Annotated in this window: 9 protein-coding genes; 4 read left to right on the top strand and 5 right to left on the bottom strand. The window is 57.6% G+C overall.

Going from position 1 to position 14,507, the window contains the following annotated elements:
- Positions 1–125: 125 nt before the first annotated feature.
- Both SH292x_RS07535 and SH292x_RS07530 read left to right on the top strand, forming a co-directional pair.
- Positions 126–3,731: a chitobiase/beta-hexosaminidase C-terminal domain-containing protein gene (locus SH292x_RS07535; RefSeq protein WP_442484982.1), complete on the top strand. Its 3,606-nt coding sequence runs from the start codon at positions 126–128 to the stop codon at positions 3,729–3,731.
- A gap of 103 nt (positions 3,732–3,834) precedes the next feature.
- Entirely contained in the window at positions 3,835–4,671 is an 837-nt protein-coding gene (locus SH292x_RS07530; RefSeq protein WP_442484981.1) for a hypothetical protein, read from the top strand.
- Here SH292x_RS07530 and SH292x_RS07525 read toward each other — a convergent pair.
- From SH292x_RS07525 to SH292x_RS07505, 5 genes are all read right to left on the bottom strand, one after another.
- Positions 4,646–6,244 carry a response regulator gene (locus SH292x_RS07525; protein ID WP_442484980.1) on the bottom strand — a complete coding sequence of 533 codons (1,599 nt, stop codon included), beginning with the start codon at positions 6,242–6,244 and terminating at the stop codon, positions 4,646–4,648. The genes SH292x_RS07530 and SH292x_RS07525 overlap by 26 nt on opposite strands.
- Positions 6,241–6,816 (bottom strand): chemotaxis protein CheB, encoded by a 576-nt coding sequence (locus tag SH292x_RS07520; protein ID WP_442484979.1) that lies wholly within the window; start codon positions 6,814–6,816, stop codon positions 6,241–6,243. The genes SH292x_RS07525 and SH292x_RS07520 overlap by 4 nt, the downstream gene beginning before the upstream one ends.
- 3 nt (positions 6,817–6,819) lie before the next feature.
- On the bottom strand, positions 6,820–7,641 hold the full coding sequence (locus SH292x_RS07515; protein ID WP_442484978.1) for a CheR family methyltransferase: 822 nt from the start codon (positions 7,639–7,641) through the stop codon (positions 6,820–6,822).
- Between the two features lie 11 nt (positions 7,642–7,652).
- Positions 7,653–10,805 (bottom strand): response regulator, encoded by a 3,153-nt coding sequence (locus SH292x_RS07510; protein ID WP_442484977.1) that lies wholly within the window; start codon positions 10,803–10,805, stop codon positions 7,653–7,655.
- Positions 10,806–11,112: 307 nt separating this feature from the next.
- Complete coding sequence (locus SH292x_RS07505) at positions 11,113–11,874, bottom strand: class I SAM-dependent methyltransferase (RefSeq protein WP_442484976.1); 762 nt, start codon at positions 11,872–11,874, stop codon at positions 11,113–11,115.
- Between the two features lie 782 nt (positions 11,875–12,656).
- On the opposite strand from SH292x_RS07505, the gene SH292x_RS07500 reads away from it, so the two are divergent.
- Both SH292x_RS07500 and SH292x_RS07495 read left to right on the top strand, forming a co-directional pair.
- Positions 12,657–13,385: a response regulator transcription factor gene (locus SH292x_RS07500; RefSeq protein ID WP_442484975.1), complete on the top strand. Its 729-nt coding sequence runs from the start codon at positions 12,657–12,659 to the stop codon at positions 13,383–13,385.
- Positions 13,386–13,441: 56 nt separating this feature from the next.
- The gene (locus tag SH292x_RS07495; protein WP_442484974.1) at positions 13,442–14,506 is read left to right on the top strand and encodes a DUF1559 family PulG-like putative transporter; all 1,065 of its coding nucleotides are present in this window, start codon (positions 13,442–13,444) and stop codon (positions 14,504–14,506) included.
- The last annotated feature ends 1 nt before the right edge of the window (position 14,507 follow it).

Genomic DNA, 14,507 nt, shown 5'->3' with positions numbered 1-14,507 from the left:
CTTGGCCCCGATGGGCAGTAGGGGCCAGGCAGCTTCGTGGTGGTTTTGCTTTACAAACAGAGTTTTCCAGAGCTGCCAGCTTGCACGGAACAAACTGGCAGCAAACGCGCGAACAGAGAGCAGGCATGGCAGGCAAAACTCGAATACATCGGCTGCACCGGCGTGTGCTTCGCCTGGAGCAGTTGGAAGTTCGTTCGGTCATGGCGGCCGACGTGATCATCTCGGAATTTCTCGCCTCGAACAGCGGTGGGTTGCGAGATGGCGATGGCGACTCGTCCGACTGGATCGAACTTTACAACACCACCGCGTCGCCTATCGACCTTGGTGGATACTTCCTCACCGACAAAGCCAACGACCTCGACCAGTGGCAGTTCCCGTCGGGCACGGTGATTGGTGCGAACTCGACGATTCTTGTCTTCGCTTCGGACAAGGCGAGCAATCCACCAGCGGGCGAACTGCACACCAACTTCAAAATTGGGGCTGACGGCGAGTTCTTGGGGCTGGTTGCTCCGAATGGTGTGACGATCGTCGATGCGTTTTCGCCAGAGTTCCCACCCCAGGAGACGAACATCTCCTACGGGGTATCGATGAGCTCGCCCAGCACCACGCTGGTGGATGAAGCCACGTTCATGCGCTACCGCGTGCCGACTAGCAGTGCCAGTGACGCCACGTGGATGAATCCCGGGTTCAACGCGACGACTTGGACCGCTGGGACGGCGGGACTTGGGTACGAGGCTAGCCCTGGCAGTGCGAGCAACTTCTCCGCTCTTTTAGATGCCGAGATCGCACACGGCACCACTTCGGCGTACGCGCGGTTTGAGTTTAATGTGGCGAACGTTTCGGCGTTCTCGGCACTGCGCCTCGACATGATCTACGACGATGGATTCGTCGCGTACCTGAATGGCCAGCTCATTACCTCGGACAACGCCCCCGCGAATCCGAGTTGGAACTCAACTTCTGGTCCAATTCTGCGCTCCGATGAAGAGATCATCTCGGCGTACGTACCCTTCGACATCACCAGCCACCTCAACAAGCTGGTGAATGGCACCAATGTCCTCGCGATTCATGCATTGAATCTCCCCAGCAGTTCCGACATGCTGATGATTCCCCGACTGGTGGCATCGGCGCCTGCGCTCACGGAGCCCCTGCAGTACGGCAGCTTCGCGACCCCCACACCGAACGCCATTAACGGGGCGGTGTTCCAAGGGGTCGTCGGCGATACGAGCTTCTCTGTCGATCGCGGATTCTACACCAGCCCGTTTCAGGTGGAAGTGACGACGGCGACGCCCGGTGCGACGATTGTCTACACGATCGATGGCAGCGAACCAACCGTCGATGCCAACATGGCTGTCACTAATGGCGTGGTATACGTAACGCCGATCAATGTAGCGGCAACCACCACGCTTCGGGCGAAAGCGTTCAAGCAAGGCTTTGTCCCCACGAACGTCGACACACAGACATACATCTTCGTCGCCGATGTGATTCAGCAGACAGCCGCCTCCACGATTGCGGCAGGTTATCCCAGCTCGTGGGGTGGGCGATCTGCCGACTATGGAATGGACCCCGATGTTATCGGCCCCAACGATCTATTTGGCGGCGTGTATGCTTCGCAGATCGTTGACAGCCTATTGGCCGTTCCGACGATCTCGATTGTCGTAGACGTCGACGACATGTTCGGACCGAGTGGCATCTACTCGAATCCAACGGGTGAGGGCATCCTGTGGGAACGCCCCGCCTCGGCCGAGCTCATTTATCCTGACGGGACGGAAGGTTTTCAGATTGACGCCGGCCTCCGCGTCGCCGGCGCAGCCTCGCGCACGTTGTCGAAGAAGAACGGACTGCGGCTCCTGTTCAAGAGCGAGTACGGAGCAGGCAAGTTGGAATTTCCGCTGTTCGGCGAGGGTGTCGAGGAGTTCGACACGGTTGTTCTACGGCCGCACTTCAACGATGGCTGGGGCTGGGACGGCGCTCTCGGGGACCCCACTTTCTCCCGCGATCAGTGGTTCCGCAACACGCAGCTCGCGATGGGGCACAACGCGGCGCGCGGCAACCTGGCCCACCTCTACATCAACGGCCTTTACTGGGGGCTCTACAATCCCAGCGAACGGCCCGACGATTCCTTTAACGCCGAACATCTCGGTGGGGAAAAGGAAGAATACGACGTGATGGTAGCCGACGGGGTGCAGGATGGCACCGCGACAGCCTACAACACCATGCTCGCGATGGCTCAGAGTGTGATCTCCGCCTCAGGCACCGCCGCGAAGAACGCGGCCTACCAACTGCTGCAAGGAAATCTACCCAACGGCATCAACGACCCGGCCGCCGAAGCTTACCTCGATGTAGTGAACTACATCGACTACATGCTGCTCAATCAGTACGGCGGCAATGACGACTGGCCCGATCGCAATTGGTACGCCGCGCGCCGTCAGGGCGAGGAAAGTCTCGGCTTTCAGTTCTACGCTTGGGATAACGAGATCTCGCTGGACCTTAGCGATCGCACGAGCCTTACTGAAAACTACACAGGCGTCAGCACTGGTGCTGCGCAAGCGTACAACACACTGCGGAACTACGAAGAGTTCCGCCTGCAGTTCGCCGACCGCATTCACCACCACCTGTTTAACGGGGGGGCGTTGTACGTCAACGCCGACAGTCCTGGCTACGATCCGGCGCATCCGGAGAATAACGTTCCGGCGGCGAGGTTTGCAGGAATCGCCGATCAGGTTGCGGAGGCCATCGTGGCCGAGTCGGCGCGTTGGGGTGACCAGCACGTCAGTTTGCCGCGGACGAAGGACGACGACTGGCAGCCGTCGGTCGACTACCTGCTCAATACCTATTTCGAGCAGCGTCACGGCATCGTGCTCAATCATTGGCGTTCGGCCGGCCTGTACCCCACGACGGACGCCCCCGAGTTTGTCGTCAACGGCGCTCGGAAGCACGGGGGTTCGATCGACGAAGACGATCTGCTGACGTTCGCGAACACCAATACAGGCACCCCGGGTGTCATCTATTACACGACCGATGGAAGTGATCCTCGCCTAGTCGGCGGAGCCGTGAACACAGCCAGCGCCTTCACAGCGACCGGTGCTTTGTCGTTCGACGAGACCGTTACCGTGAAAGCTCGGATTCTTCGCAGTGGTCAGTGGAGCGCGCTCACCGAGGCCACCTTCGTGGTACCCAACGCGGACTTCGACGCGAACAATGTGGTTAACGGGTTCGACTTCCTACTGTGGCAGCGAGGCTTCGGCACCACCGACGCCACTCCAGCCGAAGGCGATGCGGATCTCGATGGGGATGTCGACGGCGACGATCTGGCGGCGGTCGAGCTGCAATTCGGCATCGGAGCGCCAGAGCCGGTGGTGGCCGCGATCACCTCGCCTGCAAGCGAGCCGGAACAAGAGCAGGAGCCCGTACTGGCAAGCCCGTTGCTAGCGGCGTCGGTGTCTCCCACCAGTCCTGAGATGGTACCGAGTAGTGTGCGGAGCACAATGCTGTCGGCCGCCCGCACCGCGGGCGCGACATCCACAGTAGCCCAAGACGCCGAGCTCGACACCTCCCCCCGCCGGCAAGATGCTTCGCAGTCATTGCGACGTTCCTCCGATCGCGATGCGGCTCGTTCAGCCGACGGCGTGCGCGGAGACGATGCAGCCGAGAAAGCGTTCGAGGATTGGTCGAAGCTGTCCCGTTTTCAACTCCGTTACTTTGCGATCCGATCGTCGTCGTGGATTCTTTGAGCTTGCAGCAACGCTCCGCCTCCGACTACTCGCGACGATCAATACGACAACCATGATTTCTTGCTTAAGATTTTCGACCCTACGCTTACTAGCGATCGCCCTCTTGGCGTTCAGCACCCGGGATTCGCGCGGCGATAGCGTTGATCTGGACCTCGAGTACAATTCTTCCTCGCTAGAGTGGAAGCTCTATGCGGAAGTCGTTTTTTCGGGAAACGGAAGCAACGGCGAGTACGGCCTCGCGGCAGTTCGCGCGCTGATTGACAACGTGCCGGTGAGCACCGTAACGCTCGCCAGTGGAATTGGCGCCATCAATCCAATCAACCAGGGCGGCCCGAATCAACGACCCGCTGCCATCGCAACGCAAGGCGGCACGATCGACATCATCTACCTGCAGAATCTCGCGGCGCCAGTCACCGTGGTCGAAGGAGTGGGAGTAGGCAGCCGGCGGCTAATTGCGTCGGGAAGTTTTCTGAACCCCACTATTCCACCTAGCTTTGGAAACGACGACTTTGGCTACACGTCCGACGGCAACTTTCTCAATCGCACCGCTCCGTCCCAGTACGGCGGGGCCTTTCCCTGGGACGCGGTCTCCCTAGCGGTGATTGACATCACCCCCCAAGGTGTTGACGGCGACTACAACAACGATGGTACCGTCAACCTGGCCGACTACACCGTGTGGCGAGATCGTCTCGGATCGCCCGCCGGCAGTTTGGAGAACGACCCCCATACCACCGTCATTGGTGCCGCTCAGTACAACACCTGGAGGTCGAACTTCGGTCTTTCGATGCCATCTAGCTCGCTTGCGTCGCAGACGGTGCCGGAACCGTCGACCTTGCTGCTCGCTGTCGCAACGGTGCTCCTTGTCGCGAGCCAACATGGCTCGTATCGCCGCATCTGGCACAAAGGTAATAAGCTCAATCGGCCTTCAACATGTTCTTAAGCACGTCCGAATCGACCGGTTTTACCAGATGCTGATCGAAGCCCGCGTCGCGCGTTCGGGACCGCTGCTCTTCTTGTCCCCAACCCGTGAGAGCTACGAGCTTGAGGTCCTTTCCGACAGACAGTTCGCGAATGCGACGGGCCGTCTCGAAACCATCCATCTCGGGCATGCCGAGATCGAGGAATACGAACGAAGGCTGGAACTCGGCGACTAGCTCCAATCCCTCCAGTCCATTTTGGGCCGAGGCCACTTGGTGTCCTTGAGCTTTAATGAGCAGGGTTAGCACGCGAATCGCATCCGCGTTGTCATCGATAACCACCACGCGCTGACCGGGTGTCACGCTGATCTGGTTGCTCGATGAAGCAATGGCGTGTTTCGCGCTCTCCTGACTCAGTGGCAAACGGACGGTGAACTCTGCCCCACGATTCTCTCCCTCGCTGGCAACCTCAACCGACCCGCCGTGAAGCTCCACGAGTCGCTTCACGAGTGTCAGTCCGATACCGAGTCCACCCTGCGCCCTCTTCAGGTGCCGGTTGATCTGGGTAAACATCTGAAACACTTCGCCGAGCATGGCCTGTGGAATACCAAGGCCGGTATCTCGGACTCGAATGGCAGCGTCGTTGTCAATGCGATCGACCGTAAGGAAGACTTGTCCTCCTTCGGAAGTGTATTTCGCGGCATTGTTCAGCAGATTCGCGAGCACCTGAGTGAGCCGCACCACGTCGCCGTCTACTACCAGACGCTCTGCGGGTAGACGTACACTCAGTTCGAGCCCCCCCGCCTCGATTAGGGGCCGACTAGTTTCCACGGCGTTGCGAACTATATCGGCGAGGCTAACCTCTGCACATTGCAACTGAATCTTGCCGTTGGTGATCCGGCTGACTTCGAGCAGGTCGTCGACAAGGCGGACCATGTGCGTTGCCTGACGGTCGACGATTTCATGAATCTCGGCCATGTCCTCTGCGGAACAATCGGTCGATCGAATCAACTGTACGGCATTGAGAATGGTCGCGAGAGGATTGCGCAACTCGTGTGCCAAGGTGGCGAGGAACTCATCCTTCCGTCGATCGGCTTCCTGAAGAGCGGTAGCGTACGTTCGGCTTTCGTCGAGCAGGCGCGAGTTCTCGGCGATCATCGCCGCGAGCTTATCTCGCTGCATTGCGACCACTTGCCGTTGACGGTACAGGTCGAAGAACACCTCTGCCTTGCTCTTCAGTACCTCGGTTTCAATCGGTTTTTGTAGAAAGTCGACTGCTCCAGCACCGTAGCCTCGAAAGCGTCGCTGCTGATCGGTGCTACCGGCCGTAAGAAAGATGATCGGTACGCTATGCGTTCGCTCGGTACCTCGCATCAACTCGGCAAGTTCGAATCCATCCATGCCTGGCATCTGCACGTCGACGAGCGCGAGTGCCACATCGTGCTGAAGTAGAAGCTCAAGCGCTTCAGTGCCCGACCGCGCCTTGAGCAAGGTTACGCCTTCGCCGCGCAGCAGCGACTCAAGGGCGATCAAGTTCGGTTCTTGATCGTCCACCAGCAGGCAATGCACGTTCAGTTTGGATTCGCCGTTGATCAAGGACCTTTGATTCCCTGTAAGTATTTCGCTATATCCACCAAGTTCATCACTCGCGCCTCGGGACAACGGTCAATCGCGGACATCGGCATCGCCGAGGCGTACGCGGAGTCGGGCTGCTGGACGATCGCCGTCCCGCCCGCGTCCAGTATGCATCTTAAACCAGCCGCACCGTCATTGTTAGCTCCAGTAAGAACAATGCCCAACAGTCCATGCCCGAAAGCGAGTGCCGCGGTCTCAAATAACACATCAATCGAAGGCCGCGAGTAGTTCACTTGCTCTTCTACTGAGAGCGATAGTACTCTTTCGGGTTCTACTAGCAAGTGGTAATCCGCCGGAGCGAAGTACACCGTCCCAGGTTCGAGCGGCACTTTGTCTTCGGCTTCCACGACGCTGATCTGGCACTTCTGCTGGAATATTTGCACGATCAGGCTCTTCTTGTCGACCGGCAAATGGACGACCACCATGATCGGCACAGGAAAGTCTCGGGGCAACTCGGGGAGGATCGCGGCGAGCGCATCGATCGCTCCTGCCGAGGCGCCAATCACTATTGCTTCGAAGCTCGCACCGACCATGTTTCACCCTAGCTTCTGGTAGATGCGTTCGCCGGGTACAAACTCAACAAACTCTTGGGCGTGCCGTGAAAACCGCAGGCTCTCCTTCGATCCCAATCCAAGAAAACCTCGTCGTGACAGCGACTGACTGAACTGGCCAATTGCGCGATTCTGTAACTCCTCGCGAAAATAGATCAGCACGTTCCTGCACGAGACTAGTTGCACCTCGGCGAATACTTCGTCCGAGACAAGACTATGGTCCGAGAAGACGATTCGCTTCCGCAACGTCTTATCAAACACCGCGGCGCCGTAGGCGGCCGTGTAGTAGTCGGATAGGGACGACTTACCACCAGCGCGGCGGTGATTCTCGGTAAACGTCGGGATGCGATCCAGGCTGTAGGTTCCCGCTTCGGCCCGGTTCAAGGCCTCGGGATTAATGTCCGTGCCGTAGAATAGCGTGCGATCCTCGAGACCTTCCTCGCGAAACAGTATCGCTAAAGAGTAAATTTCTTCCCCTGCGCTGCATCCCGCGACCCAAACCTTCAGCGACGGATACGTCCGAAGATGAGGAATCACCTGCTCGCGGAGCGCCAAGAAATAGCTGGGGTCACGAAACATCTCGCTCACCTGGACGGTGAGGTACGACAGTAGCCCCGGAAGGACCGCCGGATCGTGCAAGACCTTATCTTGCAATTGTGAAAGACTCTCGCATCCGAAGCGATCCTGCGCTTGGTGCAATCGGCGTTTAAGCGAAGCCGTCGAATAGCCACGAAAGTCGTAGTGATAGTGGCGGTAGATCGCTTCGAGCAGGAGCGCGAGCTCGATGTCTTCTAGCGGGCTTTCCATGTGCGGTTTCCTTACCTGCGAATCCACACGCGGACCAGGGACAACAACTTGTCGATCTCCAGAGGCTTTGCCATGTAGTCATTGGCTCCGGCGGCCAGGCAGTTTTCTTGATCGTCTTTCATCGCCTTTGCAGTGAGCATGATGATCGGGAGTTTCTGCCATTCCGCTCGCTTGCGAATTTCGCGTGTCGCGGTGATGCCGTCCATCTCGGGCATCATCACGTCCATTAGCACGAGATCAATAGGCGATTCAGGGGTTGCCTGTTCCAATCGCTCGATGCCCTCTCGACCATTACGAGCAATCTCGATAATCGATCCGCGTTGCTCCAAGATGCTCGTCAACGCGAACACATTCCGAACGTCGTCTTCAACCACCAGAATCCGCCGTCCTTCGAGGGCCGCTTCGCGACTGCGGGCCTTCTCGATCATCTTTTGCTGCTCGGGCGGAAGATCCGACACCACTTGATGTAAGAATAACGTCACTTCATCCAGCAGCCGCTCCGGCGACTTAGCACCCTTAATAATGATCGACTTCGAGTAACGCCGCAGCCGGTGTTCTTCGTCGGCGGAGAGATCCCGCCCCGTGTAAACAATCACCGGGGGGAATGAATAGGCGTCTTCGCGGCTCAATGTCTCCAGCAACGAATAGCCGGAGGCGTCGGGCAGCGAGAGGTCGAGCACCATGCAGTCGAACGTCTCGTTCCTTAGGCGTTCCAAACAATCCGCCGCGGTGCCAACACCCACCGTTTGAACATCGTGCGAGCCCAGTAGTTTTTGCATGCTGTCGAGCTGAACCGCATCGTCTTCGACCACCAAGACGCGCCGCATCCGCTGGATTAATCGCGTTTCGAGTCCCTTGAGCGTGTCGACGAGCTTCTCGCGGGTGACCGGCTTAAGCATGTAGCCCACCGCGCCCAGCGCGAGGGCCGACTCCGCGTGGTCGTTCGCTGAAATAACATGCACGGGTATGTGCCGGGTGCGCGAATCGTTCTTCAGCCGATCAAGGACCATGAGTCCCGAATGATCGGGCAAGCCAACGTCCAGCACCACGGCGCTCGGCAAGTACTGCCTCGTTAGGGCTAGTGCCTCCTGGGCAGTCGGCGCTACCAAGCACTTGAAATCTAGCTCATGCGCCAGATCGAACAGGATCTTTGCGAAAGGCTCGTCATCCTCTACCAGCAGAATGATGCGACTGTCGCCCGATAACACTTCGCGGTCGTCCTTGAATCGCCGCGGGATAAGCGAAAGCGTGGTCGGTGCTTCAGTCGCTACTTCCATGGGCATGGAGGGGATGCTTTCGGGAAAAGCTATCGGTGCAACGACCACATCCAGACTCCGCGGCAAGGTTACGGTAAACGCGCTCCCCTGCCCTGCTTTGCTCTCGACCCCAATGCTACCACCGAGCAAGCGAGTGAGCTCGCGAGAGATCGACAGTCCCAAACCGGTGCCGCTGTATTTGCGGTTGGCGGCGCTATCGATTTGACGAAACGCCTGCCAGATCAACTCTTGTTGCTCCTGACTGATGCCAATGCCCGTGTCGCGAACTTCGAACGTAATTCGGCCGTGCGCGTTCACCCCAATCGACAAGGTGACGCTGCCGCGATCGGTGAACTTTATCGCGTTCGAAAGGAGGTTCTTAAGCACCTGCTCCAGCCGCTGCCGATCCGTGTCGATCGAATCGGGACAATTGGCAGCAATGACCGTTTTATATTCGAGACCTTTTTGCTCCGCCAACGGCTGCATCGTGTTGCTCAAATCCTTCACCAATTGAGCAAGCCACACGGTTTCCGGCCGAATATCCATCCGTCCGGCTTCGATCTTCGACAAGTCGAGGATGTCGTTGATCAAATTCAACAGGTCGTTCCCGGCGGCGTGAATCGTCTTCGCAGAAGTTACTTGATCGTCCGTCAAATTCCCCTGCGGATTATCCGCCAGGAGTTGCGCGAGGATCAGCGACGAATTGAGCGGTGTCCGCAATTCGTGCGACATGTTTGCCAGAAAGTCCGACTTGTACTGGCTGGCCCGCTCCACTTCGCGAGCCTTCGCTTCGGTGTCCAGTCGAGATCGGGCCAGATCGTCCCGCTGCGCCTCAAGAATCTGCGTTTGCTCCTCGAGCTGCGAGTTCGATTCTTCCAACTCAAGTTGCTGCTGCTCTAGTTGTGCTTGAGACACTTGGAGCGCCCGACTCTGCTCCTCCATTTCTTCGTTGGCGACGCGAAGCTCTTCGCCCTGCACCTGTAGCTCTTCGGCCTGCCGCTGGGTTTCTTCGAGCAAGTTTTGAAGGTGCGCCCGGTACTTGGCGGATCGGACAGCAACGCCCAACGGCTCGGAAATGTACTGAAGCAGTTCGAACACTCGCTCTTCGATCGGCTGAAGGAATCCAAACTCCAGCACGGCATTGGTGTGTCCTTCGACAACCATCGGCGCGATCACCAAATGACGCGGCCGCGAATGCCCAAGGGTCGAGCCAATCCGTAAGTAGCCATCCGGAACATCCTCCAAACAGACAATGCGTCCCTCTTTGGCGGCCTGCCCCATCAATCCTTCGCCAACGGCGAAGGCCTCGGGCACCGCGGAACTTTCCGGCACACCCTGCGTTGCCGTGCGTTCGAAGGCCGCGTCGTTGCCGACGTAAAACGCGGCTGCCTTCGCGTCCATTAGCCTACAAAGGTAAGTGAGTACATTGGAGGCAAACTGCTGCGGCGATTGCTCGCCGCTTACCACCGTGCTCAGCCCGGCCCGCACCGATTGCAGCCACTGCTGACGCTGGACGGCGATGCGGTTGCGAATGAACAGAAATCCAACAACCGCCATGGTCCAGATCGTGAAGATTCCGAACCCGCGATTGAGCTGGGCGATCTCGCGATCGATGCCAGAGGAATCGGTTGCAAACGAGTAAATCATCAGCGCCGTTGCAGCAACCGCCACGTAAATCGGCGCCAAGGGATTCCAAAGCACCAGCGTTAGCGTGATGGGCACCAGATAAAATATCCACACCGCGACGCCAAGTTGCGTGTAGAGGTCGGCCACCATCACGGCCGCGATCGAAAGCACAATGAAGAAATAAAGTGGATTGCGAAACTGCCCGCTACCCAACCCATTTCCACCGCGGAGAGCGCCTGCTGCGTCGGCGAGGGAAGTGGGCGTTTGTTTCGAATTTGGCATGAGTTTTCGGAACGGCAGGTCCCCGGCGACCGGGGCTTAGGCTACGAGAGGGATAAACCCCCAGTATAAGCAGCCACCGGCTGGTAACAAACGCGGGTAAAACGCCCCCAGGTGATTGCCGATGAGCCAGCTTGGTCGCTCGGCGACCATCGATTATTCCCATTCCAGGCCCTCCGAAAGATCATCTCACGTCGTGAGGGGCTATCTCACACCTCTATTCCCAGAACGTAGTGAGACACGGGTGAGACCGCCAGGCGCGGACCGTGCTTGCATCGCAGTTACTCGCGTTCTTCCACGTATGTTTTAGTCAATTGGAAAGTCGACTTACTTTCAAGAAGTCTTGATGGCAGGAGAAAGAGTATCCGCCGTCCAAGTCCGCGAAGCGATCTTCGACGTACTGCTCCAATTCAAACCAGGTCAGACCGTCAGGGATTGGTAGCACGTTTAGCACGAACTCGGCAATCTGACACGCGGTTTGTAAATCTTCGGCCCTGATTATGGCTTGTACGCGCTCCAACTCTGCATTGTAAGGCCCCCCCTCCAAGTCGTTGAGCAATGGGACTAGTTCCGACAGATCAAACGACTGCCCCGTGAAGTGTCGCACCATCTCCATGCAATCGGTGCGAGGATTTTGTAGAGCAATAACCAACTGACCGTTATCAGCAACCCAGCTCAGAAGCCGCTGCAGGTTGTCCGCCCACTCGTTTTTCGGAATGTAGTAGAACACGTGCGAACAGACAACGAGATCTCCCATCGCTTCGAGTTCTGATTCCAAGATCGCCGCCTGCTGCGAGTGAGTGCAATGTGGTGCCAGTTCTTGATATAGCGAAGGGTTGGGCTCTACTCCAATCGACGTCTCAAAGTGAGTAGACAACCACCGCAATAGCGCTCCGTTGCCGGCTCCGGCGTCAATGAGGGTGATTCGGTTGGGCAACTTCTCGACAGTTTGTTCGAGCCATTGTCGCGCCTTCACTTTTTGATCGGTATGTTTGAGAAACAGCTGGAACGCGCGGTAGTAAGCGGGTTCAGAAGAATCAAAAGAGCGGACAAGCTGAGTGGACGAGATCATGCGTACCTGCACAGGTGAAGTGTCGTTAGCGAATAGACACCAACTAGATAGCTGGCGTTCGGGCGACGTAATACGGAAGTCTGTTCGCGAACCATGGTAGACACCTAAAAGTTGAAATCAAGGGATGCAGTCCGTGTGCGCACCTGTGCCGACCGAGTATACCTCCACCGCCGTAGAGATAACTCTGTAACACGATTCAGTCATCATTTCGAATCGCGTTCTCTCAAACACGGTCAACTGCCCAGTCGCTGCTTGGATGGCAACAGAGGAGTGGGCAACATCAGTTCGTCATTCGCGCAACCCCCTCTGTGCGGCGAACCCCATCTGTTTCTGCCCATCCTCCACGCTCGTGCATGAAAACTTCACACCGTCTTTGCGCCACATGCACCATCGCTCCATCATTCGAGTAGACAATTGCGGTCGTGCGGCAGGGGGCAGAATCTACCGATGTGGCTACATGTGGCCCGGACGGTACTTCTCCCCGCTTCGCAGATGAAGGCGGCAACCTCCCACCTCGGCTTGTTGCTCACACCACGAGCGACAATCTTTCCCAGCAAGCAAATCTAGCCATGGAACTGCATGACATCAGTAGCATTTCCGGCTACCCGCGTAGGTTCAACCTTCGAACAGACAGCTTTCGCGCTGACGACAGCAAAGGTCCCGCTGGCGTTGCCTATCTCGCGAAGCGGAGACCACGCAGGGAGCCCGTCACAGAAGTAGCAAGGAACGGACAGTCGCATCAAGACGGTCCCTCGGATCGGATCCGCAACAGCGCGGAAGGAATGAACTCGCACAAAGAGTTTGGTCCCCTGGTGCTGTTGGTAGCCGGCAGCAGCAAGCGGCGGGAACAACTGCAACGGATTGTGACACAAGCTGGCTACGAGGTGGAATTAGCACCATCAGGACGCGAGGCCTTGCGGCTCCTACGCCTTGCCAATGACTATCGTATTGTCATGCTGTGCGAGGTTCACGACCTCGACATCGTGAGCATGTGCCGCCAGATCAAAGAGTGGGAGACGCTCTCGTCCTCCGCGTCGATTATCGTGCTTCAAGATCGATTTAAAGCAGACCACGTGGTGGAATGCTTGATGAGCGGGGCGAGTGACTACATATCCGGCCCCCATTACTCGGACGAACGCGTACTGCTCGCACGGCTGCACGTTGCTGTTCGAGGCTACCACCTGAGCAGCGATGATCGGCAGGCTGACCTAAGCGCTCCCGTTCTAGTGGGGCCTCTAACGATCAATACGCTGACCTTTCGTGTGACGGTGGCCGAGCAAGGGGAAGTGAAGTTGACCAAGCTTCAATTCCACATCCTTTGTCGACTTGCCAGGCGCCCGGGGCGGGTGTTTCTGCACGACGAGCTTCGCCGCATCATCAGTGACTTCGCAGGAGGCGATCCCACCGACCAGACCATCAAGTCGCATATGTCCAATCTTCGGAAGCGACTTGGCGGCGCGGGTCGCTTCGTCAAGACCGTGCGCGGAGTTGGGTACGCGCTGCAGGTCTAACTTCGTGGCCGTTCGAACAACTACCATTCTGCAGGATAGAGAAAAGAGACAAGTTAATGCGAAATTGGAATCGCGATCAACGGAGAGTTGACGTGCTCGCGGGTTTCACCTTAGTGGAACTGCTCGTCGTGATTGCCATCATTGGCATCCTGGTGGCGCTCCTGCTACCCGCGGTACAAGCGGCTCGCGAAGCGGCTCGTCGCACACAATGCCTCAATAACATCAAGCAGCTTAGCCTTGCTGCGCTTAATCACCATGACACGAGAAAAAGCTTTCCCATTGGCATGAAGATGAAGCAGGGGCTCAGTCTTACAGAGTCCACCTTCCTCATCGAGCTGTTACCTTACGTCGAGCAAGATGCCCTTCATTCCCAGTGGAGCTTTACGAGTCCAGCGACGAACGCAACCAACAACGTAGCAACCTCCCGGGCCGCAACGCTCATCCCAGGGTTCGTCTGCCCGTCGGACCGATTTGCATCCAATCCCTATCTGCTTTCGGGTTCGCCCCAAGCGTTCCCCGGGACAACCGCCTCTGGAGCCGCCTCAGGGTACTACTCGGGTACCAGCTATGCCGGCAATTACGGCGAAGGTTCCTACTACACTCAGTACTCCCAGTTCGCGATCAAGCCCAACGGTATCTTCTTCATTACTGGCACCGATACCACGCTGAAGACAGGATTGCATTCTCTCGCTGTCAGCCACCACGACCTTTCGCCCATAAAAATGCGAATGATCACTGACGGCTCCAGCAATACGCTGATGATCGGAGAGAAGTTTCACGAAGACGAGTTCTTCGACACATGGACCGCCGCGAACAGCGGCATGAAGATGCATCAGGTGTCGGCATGGGCCTGGGCGGGAGGAATGAAAGGCGCGGCACATCTCTTCTGCTCGTCGCGCACGGGGATCAATCAATCCACACGCGACTTTACCGCCTCTCGCGACAACATCCAAGCCCAGGATCGGAGATTCAATGCCTGGGGTAGCGGACATCCGGGGGTAAGCGGGTTTGCCATGTGCGATGGGTCCGCGACCTTCCTCCTCGAAGACATCAATCAGATCACGCTCGCGAACCTTTCGGTACGCAACGATGGCAATCCCATCAGTGGCGAGGAGTACTAAT

It is taken from the genome of Aeoliella fuhlenseeensis, assembly GCF_052161615.1.
Lineage (GTDB): Bacteria > Planctomycetota > Planctomycetia > Pirellulales > Lacipirellulaceae > Aeoliella.
This window is presented reverse-complemented; position numbering and strand designations above follow the sequence as displayed.

Excerpts from the sequence above, each read along its gene's own strand:
- SH292x_RS07495 (WP_442484974.1), top strand. The coding sequence starts at position 13,442 with ATGCGAAATTGGAATCGCGATCAACGGAGAGTTGACGTGCTCGCGGGT.
- SH292x_RS07500 (WP_442484975.1), top strand. The coding sequence starts at position 12,657 with ATGAACTCGCACAAAGAGTTTGGTCCCCTGGTGCTGTTGGTAGCCGGC.
- SH292x_RS07535 (WP_442484982.1), top strand. The coding sequence starts at position 126 with ATGGCAGGCAAAACTCGAATACATCGGCTGCACCGGCGTGTGCTTCGC.
- SH292x_RS07520 (WP_442484979.1), bottom strand. The coding sequence starts at position 6,816 with ATGGTCGGTGCGAGCTTCGAAGCAATAGTGATTGGCGCCTCGGCAGGA.
- SH292x_RS07510 (WP_442484977.1), bottom strand. The coding sequence starts at position 10,805 with ATGCCAAATTCGAAACAAACGCCCACTTCCCTCGCCGACGCAGCAGGC.
- SH292x_RS07505 (WP_442484976.1), bottom strand. The coding sequence starts at position 11,874 with ATGATCTCGTCCACTCAGCTTGTCCGCTCTTTTGATTCTTCTGAACCC.
- SH292x_RS07515 (WP_442484978.1), bottom strand. The coding sequence starts at position 7,641 with ATGGAAAGCCCGCTAGAAGACATCGAGCTCGCGCTCCTGCTCGAAGCG.